Annotated in this window: 15 protein-coding genes; 10 read left to right on the forward strand and 5 right to left on the reverse strand. The window is 31.5% G+C overall.

Annotated elements, in window-relative coordinates; all coding sequences use genetic code 11:
* Positions 1-130: 130 nt before the first annotated feature.
* From gndA to C7954_RS01200, 4 genes are all read right to left on the reverse strand, one after another.
* Entirely contained in the window at positions 131-1,528 is a 1,398-nt protein-coding gene (gndA, locus tag C7954_RS01185; protein WP_134058508.1) for an NADP-dependent phosphogluconate dehydrogenase, read from the reverse strand.
* An 87-nt stretch (positions 1,529-1,615) separates the two neighbouring features.
* A complete protein-coding gene (locus C7954_RS01190) occupies positions 1,616-2,272 on the reverse strand; it encodes a cyclase family protein (RefSeq protein ID WP_134058511.1) in 657 nt (218 codons plus the stop codon).
* A gap of 21 nt (positions 2,273-2,293) precedes the next feature.
* A complete protein-coding gene (gene zwf, locus C7954_RS01195; protein WP_073156393.1) occupies positions 2,294-3,820 on the reverse strand; it encodes a glucose-6-phosphate dehydrogenase in 1,527 nt (508 codons plus the stop codon).
* A 68-nt stretch (positions 3,821-3,888) separates the two neighbouring features.
* Complete coding sequence (locus C7954_RS01200; protein WP_073156390.1) at positions 3,889-4,524, reverse strand: lactate utilization protein; 636 nt, start codon at positions 4,522-4,524, stop codon at positions 3,889-3,891.
* Between the two features lie 293 nt (positions 4,525-4,817).
* Here C7954_RS01200 and C7954_RS01205 point away from each other — a divergent pair, with 293 nt between their 5' ends.
* The 6 genes from C7954_RS01205 (at position 4,818) to C7954_RS01230 (ending at position 12,773) form a co-directional block, all read left to right on the forward strand.
* Positions 4,818-5,792, forward strand: coding sequence for a substrate-binding domain-containing protein (locus C7954_RS01205; RefSeq protein WP_134058514.1), 975 nt, complete (start codon positions 4,818-4,820; stop codon positions 5,790-5,792).
* 12 nt (positions 5,793-5,804) lie between these two features.
* Positions 5,805-7,556 carry a sensor histidine kinase gene (locus C7954_RS01210; protein ID WP_089716187.1) on the forward strand — a complete coding sequence of 584 codons (1,752 nt, stop codon included), beginning with the start codon at positions 5,805-5,807 and terminating at the stop codon, positions 7,554-7,556.
* Position 7,557: 1 nt separating this feature from the next.
* Positions 7,558-8,706 (forward strand): response regulator transcription factor, encoded by a 1,149-nt coding sequence (locus C7954_RS01215; RefSeq protein ID WP_166635463.1) that lies wholly within the window; start codon positions 7,558-7,560, stop codon positions 8,704-8,706.
* Between the two features lie 224 nt (positions 8,707-8,930).
* A complete protein-coding gene (locus C7954_RS01220; protein WP_134058517.1) occupies positions 8,931-10,034 on the forward strand; it encodes a sugar ABC transporter substrate-binding protein in 1,104 nt (367 codons plus the stop codon).
* Positions 10,035-10,125: 91 nt separating this feature from the next.
* Positions 10,126-11,658, forward strand: coding sequence for a sugar ABC transporter ATP-binding protein (locus tag C7954_RS01225; protein ID WP_073156376.1), 1,533 nt, complete (start codon positions 10,126-10,128; stop codon positions 11,656-11,658).
* A 2-nt stretch (positions 11,659-11,660) separates the two neighbouring features.
* Positions 11,661-12,773 (forward strand): sugar ABC transporter permease, encoded by a 1,113-nt coding sequence (locus C7954_RS01230; RefSeq protein ID WP_134058520.1) that lies wholly within the window; start codon positions 11,661-11,663, stop codon positions 12,771-12,773.
* 26 nt (positions 12,774-12,799) lie between these two features.
* Here C7954_RS01230 and C7954_RS01235 read toward each other — a convergent pair whose 3' ends face one another.
* Positions 12,800-13,591, reverse strand: coding sequence for a glutaminyl-peptide cyclotransferase (locus C7954_RS01235; protein WP_089716185.1), 792 nt, complete (start codon positions 13,589-13,591; stop codon positions 12,800-12,802).
* A 325-nt stretch (positions 13,592-13,916) separates the two neighbouring features.
* Between C7954_RS01235 and C7954_RS01240 the strand changes: the two genes are divergently transcribed.
* From C7954_RS01240 to C7954_RS01255, 4 genes are all read left to right on the forward strand, one after another.
* Positions 13,917-14,444 (forward strand): tryptophan transporter, encoded by a 528-nt coding sequence (locus C7954_RS01240; protein WP_089716184.1) that lies wholly within the window; start codon positions 13,917-13,919, stop codon positions 14,442-14,444.
* Between the two features lie 85 nt (positions 14,445-14,529).
* On the forward strand, positions 14,530-15,024 hold the full coding sequence (locus C7954_RS01245; protein ID WP_243833629.1) for a MarR family winged helix-turn-helix transcriptional regulator: 495 nt from the start codon (positions 14,530-14,532) through the stop codon (positions 15,022-15,024).
* A 56-nt stretch (positions 15,025-15,080) separates the two neighbouring features.
* A complete protein-coding gene (locus C7954_RS01250) occupies positions 15,081-17,777 on the forward strand; it encodes an efflux RND transporter permease subunit (protein WP_134058523.1) in 2,697 nt (898 codons plus the stop codon).
* 62 nt (positions 17,778-17,839) lie between these two features.
* Positions 17,840-18,655, forward strand: a complete 816-nt coding sequence (locus C7954_RS01255) for an outer membrane lipoprotein-sorting protein (protein ID WP_243833630.1) — start codon at positions 17,840-17,842, stop codon at positions 18,653-18,655.
* Positions 18,656-18,669 lie beyond the last annotated feature (14 nt).

Genomic DNA, 18,669 nt, shown 5'->3' on the forward strand with positions numbered 1-18,669 from the left:
TGCAGTGAATGCCGGCAGATTTAAGGAAGGCAGATTATAATTTTAATTGAATAGAATAGAAAAAGCTGCGGTAAATTTATCCGCAGCTTTTTTAAACTCAACTTTTTAATTATTACTTTGTTTAAAATGGTTATTCCCATTCAGTGTGAAAAGTTCCTTCAGTATCAAGACGCTGATAGGTATGTGCTCCAAAGAAATCTCTTTGAGCCTGGATTAGATTAGCCGGCATTTTTTCTGATTTAAGGCTGTTAAAATAATCTGCTGCAGCATGAAGAGCGGTTAATGGTAGTTCTGATTCAGCAGCTTCATTTATAATTTCTTTTAAATCAGCAGCAGAATTCACAAGCTTAGATTTAAACTGTTCTGCTGTAATTAATGTATCAAGCTGCATCTCAGCTGTAAATGCTTTTTGAATAGGTTCCAAAAGACCTGAACGAATAATGCAGCCATCTTCCCAGATGCGTGCAATTTCTTTATAATTTAAATTATAATCATATTCTTCAGAAGCGGCTTTTAAGAGCTTAAATCCTTCTGCATAGGCTATTACTGAGGCAAAATAGAGGGCTGATTTAAGCTTTTTAATTAAATTTTCTTTTGCTAGTTCTCTATTCTGACTTTTTTCAAACTGATCTGCAATTTTAACTCTTTCTTCTTTAATTGCTGACATTAAACGAGCATTGACCCCGGCATTAATTGTGGGAATAGCAGTACCAAGATCCAGAGCGCTCTGAACACTCCATTTGCCAGTGCCTTTATGCTTGGCTTTATCAAGAATTATATTAATTAATTTTTGGTTAGTTTTAGGATCTTCTTTTTTCATGATTTCAGCAGTGATTTCAACCAGATAAGAATCAAAATCCTGATTCCATTCTGCGAAAACATCTCCAATTTCTTCAGCTTCTAACTTTAAAATCTTTCTCATAAAATCATAAATTTCTGCTAGAACTTCCATGATTCCGTATTCAATTCCATTATGGACCATCTTTACATAATGACCGGCAGATTTGGGACCTAAATAACTGACACAGGCACCTTTTTCTGTTTTAGCAGCTGCATCTTCCAAAATTTCGGAAACTTCTGCATAGGCAGCTTTAGTTCCTCCTGGCATTATTGAAGGCCCGTGTAAGGCTCCATACTCACCACCGCTGATGCCAACTCCTAGATAGTTAATTCCTTTTTCAGCGAGGTTTTTTTGCCGTCTATTTGTATCCTCAAAATGAGAATTACCACCATCAATAATAATATCATTCTCATCTAAATAAGGTAAAAGACTGTCGATAACTAAATCAACAGGCTTACCAGCTTTAATCATCAGCATAATTTTGCGGGGCTTAGTTAGAGAAGAGATAAATTCTTCTAAATCATAAGCAGCTTTAATTTCCTGGCTTTCAACTTTATTATCCATAAAAGCTTTTGTTTTGCTGGTAGTCCGGTTATAAACAGCAATTGAATGATTTCTAGCAATATTAAGAGCCAAATTTTGTCCCATTACTGAAAGTCCAATTAATCCAATTTCATAATTTCCCATTTTTAATTACCCCCTAAAACAATTCAGCAAATAAATCAACAAACTTTAGTAAATCTATTCACTTTAGTAAATCTATTCAAAATAAATCTATTTAAATAATTTAAGCATAGTTTCAATTTCTCCGTTTTCAAATAAATAAGCTCTACCAGGTAAACCATCACTATCTGCAATTTTAAGTAAAGAAAGCAGCATGATATAGCTGCCAGCCGGAACTTGATTTAATCTTAAGCCTTCCAAGATTATAATTTTTTCAGCCAGCAGTTTTTTGTGAGTTGGATGCTCTGACTGGGCTCTTTCAATCCCATTTGTGTCTATACCTACACCTTTAATATTTTTATCGATTAAATATTCTGCACCGCTTTCAGCCAGGTAAATAAATTTTTCTGGAGTTTTTTCCAAAAAACCCGGCTGAGAATTCTTAGTCTTTAAAATAATAAAAGAATTTTTTTCAATATTATATTCTTTTAAATCAGCTGCGGTTATTTTTTCATCAATTTCTGTCAAATCAAGCAGTTTAGACTTATAAAATGGATTTTCTGCAAAAAATAAATTAGCATTTTCTCCATCTTCGAGCATATGCAGTGGTGCGTCAACATGAGTACCTGTATGAACATTCATTTGAAGTTCTGACTCATGGGCATCACCCTGGTTAAAATCTCTGATTGTTGTTAATCTCGGTCGAATTTCATCTTTACCTTTATAAACTAACATATCTTTTCTGATTGTCATTGAAATATCAAACATTAAAATTTCCCCCTTTGAAAATTAATCTTTATCTAACCAGCTTCTGCCATCTGTTTCTAAAAGCTTATCAGCTGCAGCTGGCCCCTGTGATAGAGCAGGATATTTATGCAGAGTTATGTTTTCTTCTTCACATTTGGCCTGTATTTTATCAATAAATTTCCAGGAGTAACAAACTTCTTCCCAACTGGTAAATAAAGTTTTATCGCCAGCAATCATATCATAAATTAAGACTTCATAGTTTTCTGGTGAATTAAAAAACTGCTGACAACTCTGACAAAATTCCATTTCTACTGGGATAATTTCATTGTTGCTGGCAGGCTTACGAGTATTAAACCTTAGTGAAACTCCTTCTTCAGGCTGGATTTTAATCAATAATAAATTATTGTCTATATTTTTCTGGTTCAAATAAGCAGAATGAAAGTTATCTTTAAATTCAACTGCAATTGCAGCTTCCTTTTTGTTTAACCTCTTACCTGATTTAAGATAAATTGGGACTCCCCGCCAGCGCTCATTGTTTAAGAATAATTTAAGGGCTAGGAAGGTAGCAGTTTTTGATTGAGGATCAATTCCTTTTTCTTCCTGATAAGAATTTATTTTTTCTCCATTCACAAGCTTAGAATCGTACTGACCTCTAACAATATGACGATCGATATTACTTAAATCATTATCAGCCAATTTTTTGAAAACTTCTACCTTCTTATTTGAAATTTCTTCAGCTGTTAAATTTTCTGGCTCCTCCATAGCAATTAAAGATAAGACCTGCAGAATATGGTTTTGAAACATATCTTTAATTACTCCTGCATCATCATAATATTTACCTCGGTCTTTGACCCCTTCAGATTCATTTAAATAAATCTGTATATTATCAATATGATCTTTATTCCAGAGAGCTCTGAAAATAGGGTTGCTTAATCGAATAACCATTATATTTTGAATCATTTCTTTACCCAAATAATGATCTATTCTAAAAATGTTTTCTTCAGAGAAAATATTAGTTAAGGTATCATTTAATTTTTTAGCTGATTTAAAATCGTGCCCAAATGGTTTTTCAATTACTAAACGAGCTTTGTTATTTTCCAAGGCGACATCCAGAAGGCCAAAGCTTTTCAATTTTTTTGCAATTTCAGCAAAAAAGTTCGGTGCAGTAGCCAGATAAAAAATTCGATCAGAAACTTTTTCTTTTTTTGCTTTATTTTCTAAATTCTTTTTTAGGCGTTTAAAATCATTATCGTCTTTAAATGAAAGCTGAAAATAATCAATATGATCAGCCAACAGCTGCCAAATTCTATTATCAACTTTCTCTTTTTTATTAACTAGTGAATTATATAAAGCATCCAGATACTCTTTTTTATTATCATAGCGTCTTCCGGTAGCTATAATAGTGTATTGATTAGGTAAAATATCCTTGGCTGCTAAATTATAAAAAGCAGGGATAATTTTATTATGGGCCAAATCTCCAGTTCCTCCAAATAAAATGAACTGAAAATTTTCTTCAATATTCTTATTGTTGTCTGGATTTTTATATAGTTTATCTAATGTTTCGTTCACTTAAAACACCTCCATAACTACATTAAAGTTAACACATTCACTCAGGTATTACTGTAAATAGATTAACATTAATAACCGAGCTCTTCTCCAACCAGAATAACTTTTAATCTTCCATCTGGATGAGAATATCTAGTAGTTACAGTGTGGCAGCAGATAGTATCATCAACATGGCAGCTGGTGCAGTAACCAACTCTAGTGCAAGGAGTATCCTTGTCTAATCTGATTGCATTTGCTGGTGCAGCTAGATCATTAACCCGCTTGAGGGCACTTGCTTCATCAGATGAGATTTTATTCATTCCTGCAACAATAATTACATGTTTAGGTCCATAGATAAGGGCAGCAATCCGGTTACCAGTTCCATCAATATTTATCAATTTTCCAGTTTGAGTAATTGCATTCGAGCTCATGAGATAATAATCTGCACTAAGTGCTTGATGATAAATTTTCTCTTTTTCTTCAGAATTCTCAGCAGTTGACCTATCGAATAATTGGTAGCTGCCTGATTTTAACTTATCAAAAATTCCAATTTCTTTTAAGGTCATCGATCCCCCCCAGGAAATTGAAGCATTTTCTTCAATTAGTTCCAGTATTTTTTCTCGTGCTTTTTCTTTGTTTTCAACATAATAGCCTTCAATATTTCTCTTCTTAAAATATTTAATTACATTTTCTGCCTTTACCTTGTAATACTCTTTTTTATTTGTCATTAGAATTCCCCTTTCAAATTTTTTTCTGTTATTAATAATTATTGGACAAAAGTACTGCGATTCCCTGCTTTAGATTAATAAATAATTAAAATAGTGGAAAAAAATTGTGAAATCTGCTATCATTAAATGCAGGTAAAGTCTAGAGCGGGGCCTTAGATTGGGTCCTTTTTTTCAGCACTTATTAAATTTTTAGATTTTTTAGATAAAATATTAATTTGAGGTGATTAAAATTGTTTAACCTTTACAGCTGCAAAAATAATGCAAATAAAATTTTGTTATTTGTGGTATTATTTATGATAATTATGTGTTTTTCTGCTGATGCTGGAGCAGAGATCAGCTCCAAAAACACAGCAGATTCCGATAAAATGACAATTGCTTTTGTTCCTCGTTCTTTAGAAAATCCAATTTTCTTAGATGCTTTTGAACATTCCCAAAAAAAGGCCGTAGATTTGGGCATTAATTTAGAATGGCTGGGATCATTTAGCTTTGATTCTGAAAAGCAAATTAAAATTATTGATAGTTTAATTGAACGAAAAGTAGATGGAATGATTATAAGTGTTAATGACACTCCAAAATATGACAGAATAATTAATAGGGCCATGGAAGCGGGGATTGCTGTGGCTACATTTGATGCAGATGCCCCCAACAGTAATCGTATTTTTAATATTGGGATTGATAATTATGAGGCAGGAAAAGTAACGGCGGAAGGTCTGCTTAAGGTTTTGGATCAGAAAAATATTGACTATAATGATCCTGATCAAGAACTGAGAACAATGATTATGACTGGTGTTAAAGGTGCCTTGAATTTAGAAAAAAGAATCAATGCCTTTTTGGACACTGTCGCAGATACTAATATTGTTATTGAAGATATTGTAGAAAATCAGGATAATGTCAATTTAGCAGTTGAATTATTAGAGCAGTATGTACAGAAGAATCCAGATATTGATATAATATTTTTCGTAGGTGGCTGGCCCTTTTATGTTCCGGCAGAGGCACTACCAAATTTTCGAAATTGGGCTCAAAATGGTGGGGTAGCAGTAGGAATTGATATTTTTTATGATGCTCTCGTGCTGCAGGATAGAGGTTTAATCCATTATTTAGTAGGACAGGACATGGCCACTATGGGTTCTAAGGGTTTATCAACCCTTTATAATTATATTAAATATGGAGTTAAACCTCCTGAATATATAAAGACTGGTCTGGAAATTTCAAATCAAGAAAATTTAGATAGATTATTAAGAATTCACCAACCATGGCGTGTTAAATAAGGCGGTAATTAAATGTTTAACTTTATTAAAAAAATTGCAAATGGAATTGAAATTCATACGCTTAGAACTAAATTGATTATTTCATTTCTCATAATTGGGCTTTTGCCGATTTTATTATTTGGTTTTTTATCTTTTAACGTATACAGTGGTGCTATTAATGATCGGATTAATAATTATTCTCAGGAAATGGTAAACAGAATGAAAAGAGATTTAGAAGATTATATTACTGAAGTTGAAAGATTTTTAAGCAAAGAACAGGATTTTTATATTAACCAATTTATAAAATTAACTCAGGCTAATGATTTTCGTAACAGCAGAAAATATGCTTTTAGAATTTGGGAAGATTTTAATAATGTAAAACAGCTTCGACCTGGATTAAAGGATGTAGCTATAACTTTTCAGGATGGAAGAAGAATCAGCAGCTATGGAACTTATAATATTGACATTGATAATTTTAAAGAATCCCTTTATGCTGACGAAAGTGATGAGACATTTTTTACTCAGCCTTATATAAATTATTTTCAAGAAGAAGTGGTGACTGTAGCTAGATATTACTATCCTGAAATTGCAGAAGAAAATGTTTTAATTTCTGCAGATATTGATTTGGATGTGCTGGCAGATCTTACAGACTTTAACCTTGGTGAAAAGAGCTATTTTTTAATTGCTGATCAAAATGGAGATATTATCTATCATCCGGAAAAATCTAAAATTGGCGAAAGAAGTTTTTATTATAGTGATGGTTTTCCGGATCGAAAAGTGAGTCTGAAGGGCGAACAGTACTTATTAACTTCTACTTATTCTGAAGTAACAGGCTGGTATATTATAAGCATGGCTTCTGCTGATGAAGTTGAGGCTGAATTAAATTACATTACTAATCTTACAATTTACATGACAATTATTGTTTTAATTTTAATCATTTTGCTAACCTTATATCTATCTTCATCATTATCTAAACCTATTCAAAAGCTGCAGGAGCTGACACATCGTGCTTCAGAAAATGATCTTTCAGTAAAGATTGAAATCAGCGGTGATGATGAAATTGCAGAGTTAGGTCAAAGTTTTAATAAGATGATTCGAAGAATTAATAAGTTAATGGAACAAAATGTCCGGGAACAAAAATTTTTAAGACAGTTAGAGATGGAGAGTCTGGATAATCAAATAAAACCTCATTTTATTTATAACACTCTTGATTTGATTATTGGACTATTAGAAAATAAAGATTTCGATCGAGCCACACATATGGTTGAGGCTTTAGGTAAATTTTTCCGACTCAGCTTAAGTCATGGGAAAGAAATGGTTTTAATTAGAAATGAAATTAAGCATGTGAAAAACTATCTTTTTATTCAGCAGTTTAGACATGGTGAAGAATATGAATATATTATTGATATAGAGGATCCAGAAATTATGGATAAACATATTCCTAAACTAATATTACAGCCAATAGTTGAGAATTCAATTTATCACGGGCTGCTTCCAGCTGATAAAAAAGGCTTAATAATCATAAAAGGTCTAAGGAAGAATAAAAACATTTACTTTAAAATTGTAGACAATGGAGTTGGAATTGCTCCTGAAAAAGTCGAAGAAATAAATAAGATATTAAAGGGAGAACTAAAAATAGATGATCAGCAAAAGTATTTTGGGCTTCGAAATGTAAATCAGAGATTGAAGTTAATGTATGGTGGAAATTCCGGGCTTAAAGTTGAAAGTGTCGAAAATGAAAAAACTATGGTAACAATTAGAATTGATCAAAGAGGAGGTAAATAATTTGGTCTATAATTTACTGCTGGTAGATGATGAAAAGCCAATCAGAGAAAAATTAATAAATAATACCGATTGGAAGGGAAATAATTATCAAGTATTTGCTGCTGCAGATGGAGCAGAGGCTTTAGAAATTATAAAAAACAGAGGAATAGATATTCTGGTTACTGATATACAGATGCCCAAATTAAGTGGAATGAATTTGATTGAAAAAGCTAGAGAAAACAGCAGTTTGCTTAAGGTAATTGTTATTTCAGGTTTTGCTGAGTTTGAGTATGCACAGAAATCAATTCGTTATGGAGTTAATGATTATTTATTAAAACCCTTTAGATCTGAAAAATTGTTGGAAGTTGTAAATAAGGCTAGGGATGAATTGATTAAAGAAAAAAATAATGAACAGCGTTTAGCTTTATTGCGGGCTGAAATGTCAAGTTATATTAATGAGAACAAGCTAAACTCAAGCTACAACTGGTTAATTGATGATCAATTTTTTCAGCACCAATCTTTGATTATGGATAGAATTGATTTAAATGCTGTTTTAAAGCGGGGCAGCAGAGATGATATTTTAAAAACGGTGAATAAGATAATTGATGAGTTGGAAAGTGTTGATTTAAATCGAGAAAAACTCTATGTAGTTTTAAACAATTTAATCTTAGAGAGTTTTAAAATTATTAAAGATTTGGATTACAGGGTTGAAGATTTGCTGGAAATCATCAATAAGGAAAAAATTGAAAAAATTAATTCTGAGAATCTAAAAGAAATTGAAATTATTCTAAAAGAGTTTTTACTTAGATTACATGATTTAATTTCTTTTAACCCTGATGATAAAAACCAGCAGATAATTAATGAGATGAAAGAATATATAGCAGCAAACTATCAGGATGGTATCACTTTAAGTGAGATGGCCCGCAAATTTAATTTAAGCAGCGGTCATTTAAGCAATCTTTTTCATGAAGAAACTGGTGAAAGCTTTAGTGATTATCTAAATATGATCAGACTAAATAAAGCTAAAGAACTTTTAAAAACTACTGATGATAAAATATACCAGATTGCAGATCAGCTTGGTTTTAATGATGCCTACTATTTTAGTTCCTGGTTTAAAAAATTAGTTGGTGCATCACCAACTACTTATCGGGATAATATTAATCTGCTCTAAGCAGTTATTTATTTAAAAAAAAATAAAATAAATTTAGAAGCCTCAGCTGTAATTTTTTAGCTGGGGTTTTGTTCTAAAAAATATTCAAGGGTTTAAAAAAATATTCCATGGTTAATATCCAGATAATTATATACAATTAAGACAAATCAAATAACTCTTTGAGAATTATAAGTGAATATAAGTTAATAATGATTCACATTGAGAAAACTATTAGGGGGTAAATCATGAAAAAATTAAGTATTTTGTTGGTAGTAATTTTACTAGTTTCCTCAATCTCAATGGCAGCTTTTGCTCAGGATGATGGTGGTTGGTTGAGTAATCTGTTAGGTAATAATGATGGTGTAAGAGAAGATGATGGTCAAATTAAAGTTGGATTCCTTCTCAAAACCATGCAGGAAGAAAGATATATTAAAGATAGAGATGCTTTTATAGAAAAAGCTAAAGAAGAAGGTGCTGATGAAGTGATTTTTGATTCAGCAAATAATGATGAAAATGAACAGCTTTCTAAATTTGAAAACATGTTAACTCAGGGTGCAGATGTTATTGTATTACAGCCTGTTAACACTGGTACAGCAAGCAACATGGTTAAAATGGCTCATGAGTCTGGTGTAGCAGTAATAAATTATGATTCTCTAATTATGAATAGTGATGTAGATGTATTTTTAACTCAGGACAGCTGGGCAGTTGGAGAATTACAGGGTGAAGCTATGGTTAAATGGTTTAAAGAAAACCGTGGTGAAGTAAAAGGTAATGTAGTTTTATTAAGAGGACAGCCTGGAGATTCTAATGCTAATGCATTTTCTCAGGGAGTTTTAGATACAGTTGCTGAATATGAAGGTTTAAACTTAGTTGTAGATCAGAGCCATGAAGGTTGGTCTCCGGATTTGGCAATGGAAACAACTGAAAATGCTTTAACCCGTTATGATAACGAAATTGATGCAATTATAGCAAACAATAGTGGACTTGCTTCCGGTGCAGTTAGAGCTCTAGAAGCGCAAAATATGGCAGATACAGATAAAGTTTTTGTTGCTGGATCTGATGCGGATCTATTGAATATTAGATATATTGCTCAGGGGAAACAGTCTATAGAGATTTTCAAAAAAGTTAAACCTCTAGCTTATGCAGCTGCTGAAACTGCTGTAGCTCTTGCTAAAAATCCAGATAGACCAATTGATGAAATTATAGAAATTGATCGTTATGTTGATAATGGTCAAATTGAAGTTCCAACAGTAGTTACAGAAATTGTAGTTGTTAACAAAGATAATATTATGGATACTGTTGTTGCAGATGGATATCATGAGGCTGAAGAAATTTTTGACCAAGAGTAAATTATAAGCTGATAAGAATTATATAACTTATGCAGTCCCATCTATAATAGGTGGGACTGCTTTATAAACAATCAATTCTGGAGGTAAAATTATGGGTGAAGAAATTCTAGAAATGAAAAATATTATTAAAGATTTTCCTGGAGTAAGAGCCTTAGATCATGTTAATTTTACTCTTGAAAAAGGAGAAATTTTAGCCTTAGTTGGAGAAAATGGTGCTGGGAAATCAACTTTAATGAAAGTTTTAAGTGGTGTTTGGCCCTATCCTACTTATGAGGGGGATATCTACCTTGATGATGCATTAGTCCGCTTCGAAAATACAAGAGAAGCAGAAAAAGCTGGAATTGGAATTATTCATCAGGAATTAAATTTGCTGCCTGACCTATCTGTTGCTGAAAATATATTTTTGGATAGACAACCGTTAAATAAATTTGGTGGAATTAAATGGGAAGAATTATATCATAACGCCGAAAAAGTTTTGTCACGTTTAAATATGGATATTGATCCTAGAATTGATCTTGGTGATTTAACTGTTGGTAAACAGCAGATGGTTGAGATTGCAAAGGCTCTTTCCTTAGACACCAGAATTTTAGTTTTTGATGAGCCAACTTCTGCTTTAACTGAAGCTGAGATTAAGGAACTTTTTACTGTGATCAACGAATTAAGGGCAAGTGATGTTTCAATTATCTATATTTCTCATAAGTTGGAAGAAATTGAAGAGTTAGCAGATTCGGTAGTTGTTTTAAGAGATGGTGCAACTATTGGAGATAAAATAAATATTTCAGAGGTTACTTTAGATGAGATAATTAACCGGATGGTTGGAAGGGATATCGAAGACTTATTTCCGACAGTTGATTTTGAGCGTCAGGAGAAAACTTTAGAAGTCAAAAATATTTCAGTTCCTGATCCATTCAATCCTGATAAAAAGCTTGTTGATGATGTTTCTTTTGCAGCTTATAAAGGAGAAATCTTAGGTATATCAGGTTTAATGGGAGCCGGTAGAACAGAACTGGTTAATGCAATTTTTGGTGTTTATGGTAAAAAAAGTGAAGGTGAGATATTTCTTAATGGTAAAAAATTAAATATTAAATCACCGGCTGATGCAATTGACAGTGGAATTGCTTTAGTAACAGAGGATAGAAAAGAATTAGGTCTGCTTTTAGATAAGAACCTGGTTATGAATATGACTCTGCCCTCAATTAAGACTTTTAGTTCTAAATTTGCCATGGATACTCACAAAGAAAGAACTATTACAGAAAAATATGTTGATGAATTAAATATAAAAACTCCAAGTTTAGATGTTTTTGTGGAAAAACTTAGCGGAGGAAATCAACAAAAAGTAGTAATAGGTAAATGGTTAATTACTGACTCTGATGTCTTAATTTTAGATGAGCCTACCCGAGGCATAGATGTAGGTGCAAAAACTGAAGTTTATCGATTAATGAACCAACTGGTTGAAAGTGGAGTTACAGTTATTATGATTTCTTCAGAATTACCGGAAATAATGGGGATGAGTGATCGAATAATTGTAATGTCTGAAGGTAAAAAAACAGCTGAATTAGAAAAAGCTGAGGCTGATCAGGAAACTATAATGAAATATGCTACTGGTAATAAAGGAGCTGAATAAATTTGAAGAAATTTATCAAAAATAATGGAACATTTATAGCATTAATTTTCTTAATAATTATTTTGAGTTTTTTATCACCATCATTCTTAAGTTCAAGAAACTTAACAAACTTAGTTAGACAGGTGACTATTAATGGAATTATTGCTGTTGGAATGACAATGGTAATTTTACTGGCCGGGATTGACCTTTCTGTAGGATCTACAGTAGGCCTTTCTGCTGTAGTAGTAACTTTACTGATGCAGTCAGGAATTGGTATGTGGCTTGCAATCTTAATTACTTTAGTTGGAGTTGGGGGAGTTTTAGGATTTTTTAATGGATTTATGAGTGCTAAATTTGATATCCATCCTTTTATTATAACTTTGGGGGTTATGACAATTGCCAGAGGTTTAAGTTTAGTTTTAACTCAGGGAGTTTCAGTGCCTGTAACTAATAGGACCTTTGCTGAAATTGGAAGTGGTTATATTCCCAAAATACCTTCTTTAATTATTTTAGTAATAGCTTTAGTTTTAGGTTTGATAGCTGTTTTTAGAACAAGTATGGAAATTAAAAATGGAGATAAAGTAAGAAACAAAGCTAAACTAACAGGTGGGATAATTTTAACAGTTGCAGGTTTTTTAGCTGGATTTTTGATTTTTATTGGTTACCAGGGAATTCCGATTCCTGTAGCGATTTTTGCAGTAATCGTAATGATCGGAATTTATACTCTGCGTAAAACACGTTTTGGCCGTAAATTATATGCCATTGGTGGTAATGAAAAAGTTGCCTGGTTATCTGGTATTAATATTTTAAGATCTAAAACGATGGTATTTGTAATTACTGGAGTTTTAAGTGCAGCTTCTGGGATTTTATTGGCTTCCCGTTTAAATGGAGCCTCTCCTAACCTGGGTGATGGTTTTGAGCTTGATGCCATTGCTTCAGTAATTATCGGTGGAACAAGCTTTATGGGTGGTGTTGGAACCATTACAGGTACTGTTATTGGTGCTATCATTATTGGTGTAATAAATAATGGTATGAGTCTGTTGGGGATTAATTCTTTCTACCAGATGATAGTTAAAGGATTTATTATTATTCTTGCTGTTATGATTGATGTTTTAAATAGAAGAGATACAGCTTAATAAACAATTTAAAAAGACAGCTAATATTAGCTGTCTTTTTTTCCTGCCTTACTTTTTAATTTAATTCTATAAATTTTGGGCCAGAACTTGCCGGTAATTAAAAAACTTTTATTTTGGGAGTCATAAGCAATACCATTTAGCACATTTACCTTGTTTTTATATTTTTCATCTAAGATATTGTTTAAATCCAAATAGGCTTTAACCATTCCGTTTTCCGCATCAACCTTAATGATATAATCTTTCTGCCAAATATTAGCATATATAAAGCCATTTAAATATTCTAGTTCATTTATGTTTTTTAAGTTCTGATCATTAATTTCAACCTTTATTTTTTTGTTGATCTGAAATGTATCAGGATCTCTAAAATAAATATATTCACTCCCATTACTCATAATTAGCTGTTGACCATCATTTGTCAGTCCCCAACCTTCACCCTGATACTTAAATTTATTTAGTAAGTTAAAATTAAGATCATAAACAAAAGCAGTCTGTTCTTTCCAGCTTAATTGATAGATTTTATTATTTAAAATGGTAATTCCTTCACCAAAATACTTTTTATTTAAATTTATTTTTTTTAAAACTTTTCCACTCTGGATCTCAACCTTTCTCAAAGAAGATTTTCCATAAAGACCTGTTCCCTCAAATAGATAATTATTATGAATTTCTAGTCCCTGGGTGAAAGCTTCTGGGTCATGTTGGTATTCTGCTAAAACATCATATTCTAAATTTGTGATTTCTTCAAAGTTAAAGGCATAAATTTTAGAAGTTAATAAAAACAAGAGCAGTAAGAAAACTAGATATTTAATTTTGCTTTTCATTAAATTCACCTCTTATATTAATTGACGTTATCTTAATTGATTTCTTTATCAATAATTCTATATAATTTATTGAAAACCTTTTTCAAAAACAATATTTTGACAATTTATAATATCTGATGTATAATATTAAACAATTAGAAAAGCTAATAGAGATTAGCTTAAATTTAGCTGAGATTAGTAAAAAGAACAAAATGTCCTTCGGACAATCTGTAATACAGTAAGGTTAAATTTTGTTGATAGCGGAAATTATGAAACTATAAATATTATCCCCAACAAACCATTAGGTATAATTTCCTAGCTAATAAAAAAGGAGAGATGAGTTGAGATGAGAACAAAAGATTTAGCACAGGCAGCTTTATTGGTAGCAATAGGATTTATTTTACATGCATTTTTTCCTCCCATTGTCATGGGGATGAAACCTGATTTTGCTTTAGCAATGATGTTTATTTTATTGATTATCAAACAGGATTTCAAATTAGGTTTTTTAGTTGCAGTATCTACAGGAATTTTTACAGCTTTAACCACAGGGTTCCCTGGAGGACAGGTGGCAAATATGGTAGATAAATTATTAACTTTTTTAATAGTTTATCCTTTAATTCCAATTATAGTTAAACTGCCATCGAGAAAATTATCTACAGGAATTATAACTGCTTTTGGTACAATCTTAAGTGGAGGAATTTTCCTTGGTACAGCTGCTTTATTAGTTGGCTTACCAGGTCCATTTGCTGTTTTATTTTCTACAGTGGTAATTCCAGCAGCAGTTGTTAATACTATTACTGCAGTTATTGTGTTTAGTGTAGTTGATTTTGCAATGGATGTAGAAGTAGAAGATGCCGAAAAAGAAGCTTTATAGTTTTGCAGTTTAAAATTTAAGTTTTATTAAACCTCTCATTTATCTGAGAGGTTATTTTTTTAAGAAAAAGTTGCAAATGCAACTAATGTCTGCTATAATTTTTATAAAGTTAGTTGAGTCTGCAACTAAATTAAAAAGAGGTGTAATTATGAGGGTAAGTGCTCCGATTGGGAAATGGATAGCAAAATTATATAAAGATCACGATCAATTTGTTGATAATTTATTGGAAGATTATAATTTAAATCACAGCGAGGCTAATTTACTAATTTATTTATATAAAGATGGTGACGGAATCAGTCAAAATAAACTTAAGGAAAATTTGGGTGTAGATAAAGCAACAATTTCTAGAGCGATATATTCTTTAATTGATAAAAATTATTTAAAAAAAAGAAAATCTCCTGCTGATGGTCGAGTAAATCTAATTTATTTAACTGAAAAAGCTGAGGCTGTCAAAGATCAAATAAATGATATTTATCAGAAGTGGTTTCAAATTTTTATTAATAAAATAGGAGAAAAAGAAGCTAAAAGAGTACTTGATAATTTAGAAAAAATGTACGAAATTGTTCAAAATAAAGAATAGTTAGCTGTTATTAATTTTTTCACTTTTATTTATTACAACCGGAGGAGCATTAATCTATGAGAAAAATATTAAAACACAATAAATTAATAGTAATTATAATATCATTAATAACCGTTTTTTTTATTTTTCAATTACCTAAAATAGAAATTAATAATGATATTCAGGTGTTTTTACCAGATGATCATCCAACAAAAATAAGCAATAATCGATTAGATGAGATATTTGGAGAAAGTGATAGCATAGTGACAGCGGTTAAATTTAAAACGGGAGAGATATTTAGTCCCCCAAATTTAGAGACACTGTCAAAATTAAGTTCTGAACTAGAAAATATTCCCAGTATTGACGAAGTTACTTCATTAACAAATGCTGACTATATTGAAGGTAGTTCTGAAGGGATGATTGTAGAAGAACTTGTGGAAGAATTACCCACAAATAAGGAAGAAAGTAGAAAAATAAAAAGCAAAACATTAAACTGGGATCTTTATGAAAATAATTTGTATTCAGATGACTTCAAATCAACCCAGATAGTGATTAGTCTAAATGATGGTTTAAATAATGAAGAGAAAGAAAAAGCCTATTATCAAATTAAAAAAGTAACAGATAGCTATCAGAATAATAATACAGAAATATATATCGCAGGGGCTACAGCTGTTAATGTTTTAATGGGACACAGCATGCTCGAGGATATTAAGTATTTAATCCCTTTTATTATAGGAGTTTTGATTTTAATACTGTATCTATTTTTCAAAAGAAGTTTAGCAGTTGTCTTAATTTTGATGACAGTTTTAGTTAGCAGTATCTGGGCTATTGGTTTAATGGCATTTCTTGGTATTAACCTGACTCTGGTTTCAACAGTAATACCAGTCTTATTAATTGCAGTAGGAAGTGCCTATGGAATTCATATTTTAAGCCATTATTATGACTATCTTAATGAATACCAGGGTGAAATTTCAGTATCAGAGCAGAAGGAATTGGTTATTAAAACAGTAGATAAAATGGGAAAAGCAGTATTTCTAGCAGCCTTAACAACAATAGCTGGTTTTGGTTCACTGGCCTCAAGCCAAATTGTACCAATAAAAAGTTTTGGTATTTTTACAGCATTTGGGATAGCAGCAGCATTTATAGTTGCTCTGTTTTTAATTCCATCCTTACTAATTATAATTGCTAACATAAAGAATGATGTTCTAGCTGAAAATGTTGAAACTGCAGAGTTTAAATCAATCTTAGAAAAACTGCATAATTTTTATTCTAAAAGAAGAATAAGCATGATTATTCTTGCTGTTTTAATTTTAAGTGGTTCATTTCTTGGATTTGAAGATATAATTGTAGATACTCCATTAATTGAGATGTTTAAAGAAGATACAGAAATTAGACAGGCAGATGATTTTATTAATGATAATTTTGCAGGTACTAATATCATGAGGGTTATGGTAGAAGGTGAAGAAATGGGAGATTTAAATCATCCTGATATTTTAACCCAGATGGATGGGCTGCAGCAGCATTTAGTTTCTCATTTTGATGAAGTTGGTAAAGCCTCTTCGATAACAGACTATATTAAAAGAATGAACCAGGTAATGAATTATCCAGAGGCAGAAACAACTAAAACTTCTACTAACAGTGAAGAAAATGCTGTGAAAACTAATGAGAGTTTAGAAACCAGTTCTAGTTTTTATGAAGATGATAGTGAAGAGAGCGCATCAAGTTTTTATAAAGAAGATACTCAGAAAACTAATAAGAATTCAGAAGCTAATAGTTCCAGTTTTTATCAAACTGAAAACAAAAAATCAACTAATTCTCAACCTAAACGAGAGGTGTTAGAAGGCCCTGCTAGAGAAAAAAATATTTCAGAGTATGAATTTATCCAACTCTTAAATGCTGCTTTAACAAGAGCGAAAAAAAAGAATATTAATGCAGGAGAATTAGTAAATTTATTAGCAGAAGAAATGAATTATCAGGCTGCAGCTTATTATGAAATTCCGACTGATTTAGATAAATATGGGGCAGCATCTAAACAGAATTTACAGAATTTAATTTCGCAATATCTGTTATTATATTCCGGCAGTGTTGATGATTTAATTAATGATCAGTTAGAACCAGATAAAGCCCAGATGTTATTACAGCTGAATAATCCCAGCAACTTAGCTGCCCAAAAAGTAAGAAAAGAAATTTATGATTATAGTGATAATTTCCCGGAAGATTACAAGCTTACTGTTTCCGGTAATGCAGCAATGGCCTTAGAAGCTAACAATTTAATAGTTAGCAGTCAAACTAGAAGTATAATAATTTCATTTATTATAGTCTTTTTAATTGTTGCTATTTCCTTTAGATCAGTTATTGCTGGTTTATATGGAATTATTCCACTGGCGTTTTCATTAATCATTAATTTTGGTTTAATGGGCCATTTAGGAATAAAGCTGGATGTTGGAACAGCTATGGTTGCTTCTATAGCTATAGGTATTGGGGTAGATTATACAATTCACTTCTTGCATTCATATCATGCTGAAAGAATAAAAGAGGATGATCTTCATTTAGTAACTCAAAGAACTTTAACTACTACAGGTAAAGCTATAATTTTTAATGCTATTTCTGTAGCAGCAGGATTCCTGGTGCTTTTATTCTCTAATTTCTATCCATTGATCTATTTAGGTTTTCTAATTGCGGTAACAATGTGTACATCTTCAATAGCATCATTAACAATTTTACCGTTATTATTAAATATATTTAAACCAGAGTTCATTAGCAAAGAACATTAAAAAACTGCGAATAAGCTAGTATTAAAGAGATAACTTTAATTTAAAGAGGGAGGAAAATTATAATGAAGAAAATAAAAATTATTTCAATATGTTTAATGACATTATTTATTGTTGGCAGTTTAAATATGACAGCTGCAGCTATTGATGGACGTGAAATTATGGAAAGAGTAGATAATCGAGATACTGGTGACAGCAGACATGCTTTGATGGGAATGGACTTAATTGATGCTAATGGTGATGTTAGACCGAGGGTTTTAGAAGTCTGGTCCCAGAAAGTTGATTTTGAGAAAGATCTCAATCATAATATCATAATTTTTCACGAGCCTTCTTCTATTAAAAACACAAGATTTTTGCAGAAAGAAAATGATGGGGAAGATGATGACCAGTGGATCTATCTGCCTGATTTAGGTCGAGTCCGCAGAATCTCTGGTGGACAGGGTGGAGATTCCTTTATGGGGTCTGATTTTACCTATGATGATCTGAAATCCAGAGAAATTGATGATTTTGAATATAAATTATTAAAAGAAGAAGAATATAATGATTATGAAACTTATGTAGTGGAAGCAATTCCTAAAAATCCAGCCGAAGAACAATATGCCAAGACTATCAGCTGGATAACTAAAGAACATTATATTCCAGTTAAAATTGAAATGTATGACAAAGATAGCAAAGAACTTTATAAAGAAATGAAAATTAAGAGTGATATCGAAAAAATTGATGGTATCTGGACAGTATTTTCAACTGTAATGGAAAATTTAGATAGTGGTCACAAAACAAATCTATATGTTAAGAAAAGAGATAATAATTATCTGCTGGAATATAATGTTGAAATTAATGATAAAAGATTTAGCCAGCAGTTCTTAAAAACTGGTAGATAAAATATAGACTTACC

Source organism: Halanaerobium congolense (genome assembly GCF_004366375.1).
Taxonomy (GTDB): domain Bacteria; phylum Bacillota; class Halanaerobiia; order Halanaerobiales; family Halanaerobiaceae; genus Halanaerobium; species Halanaerobium congolense.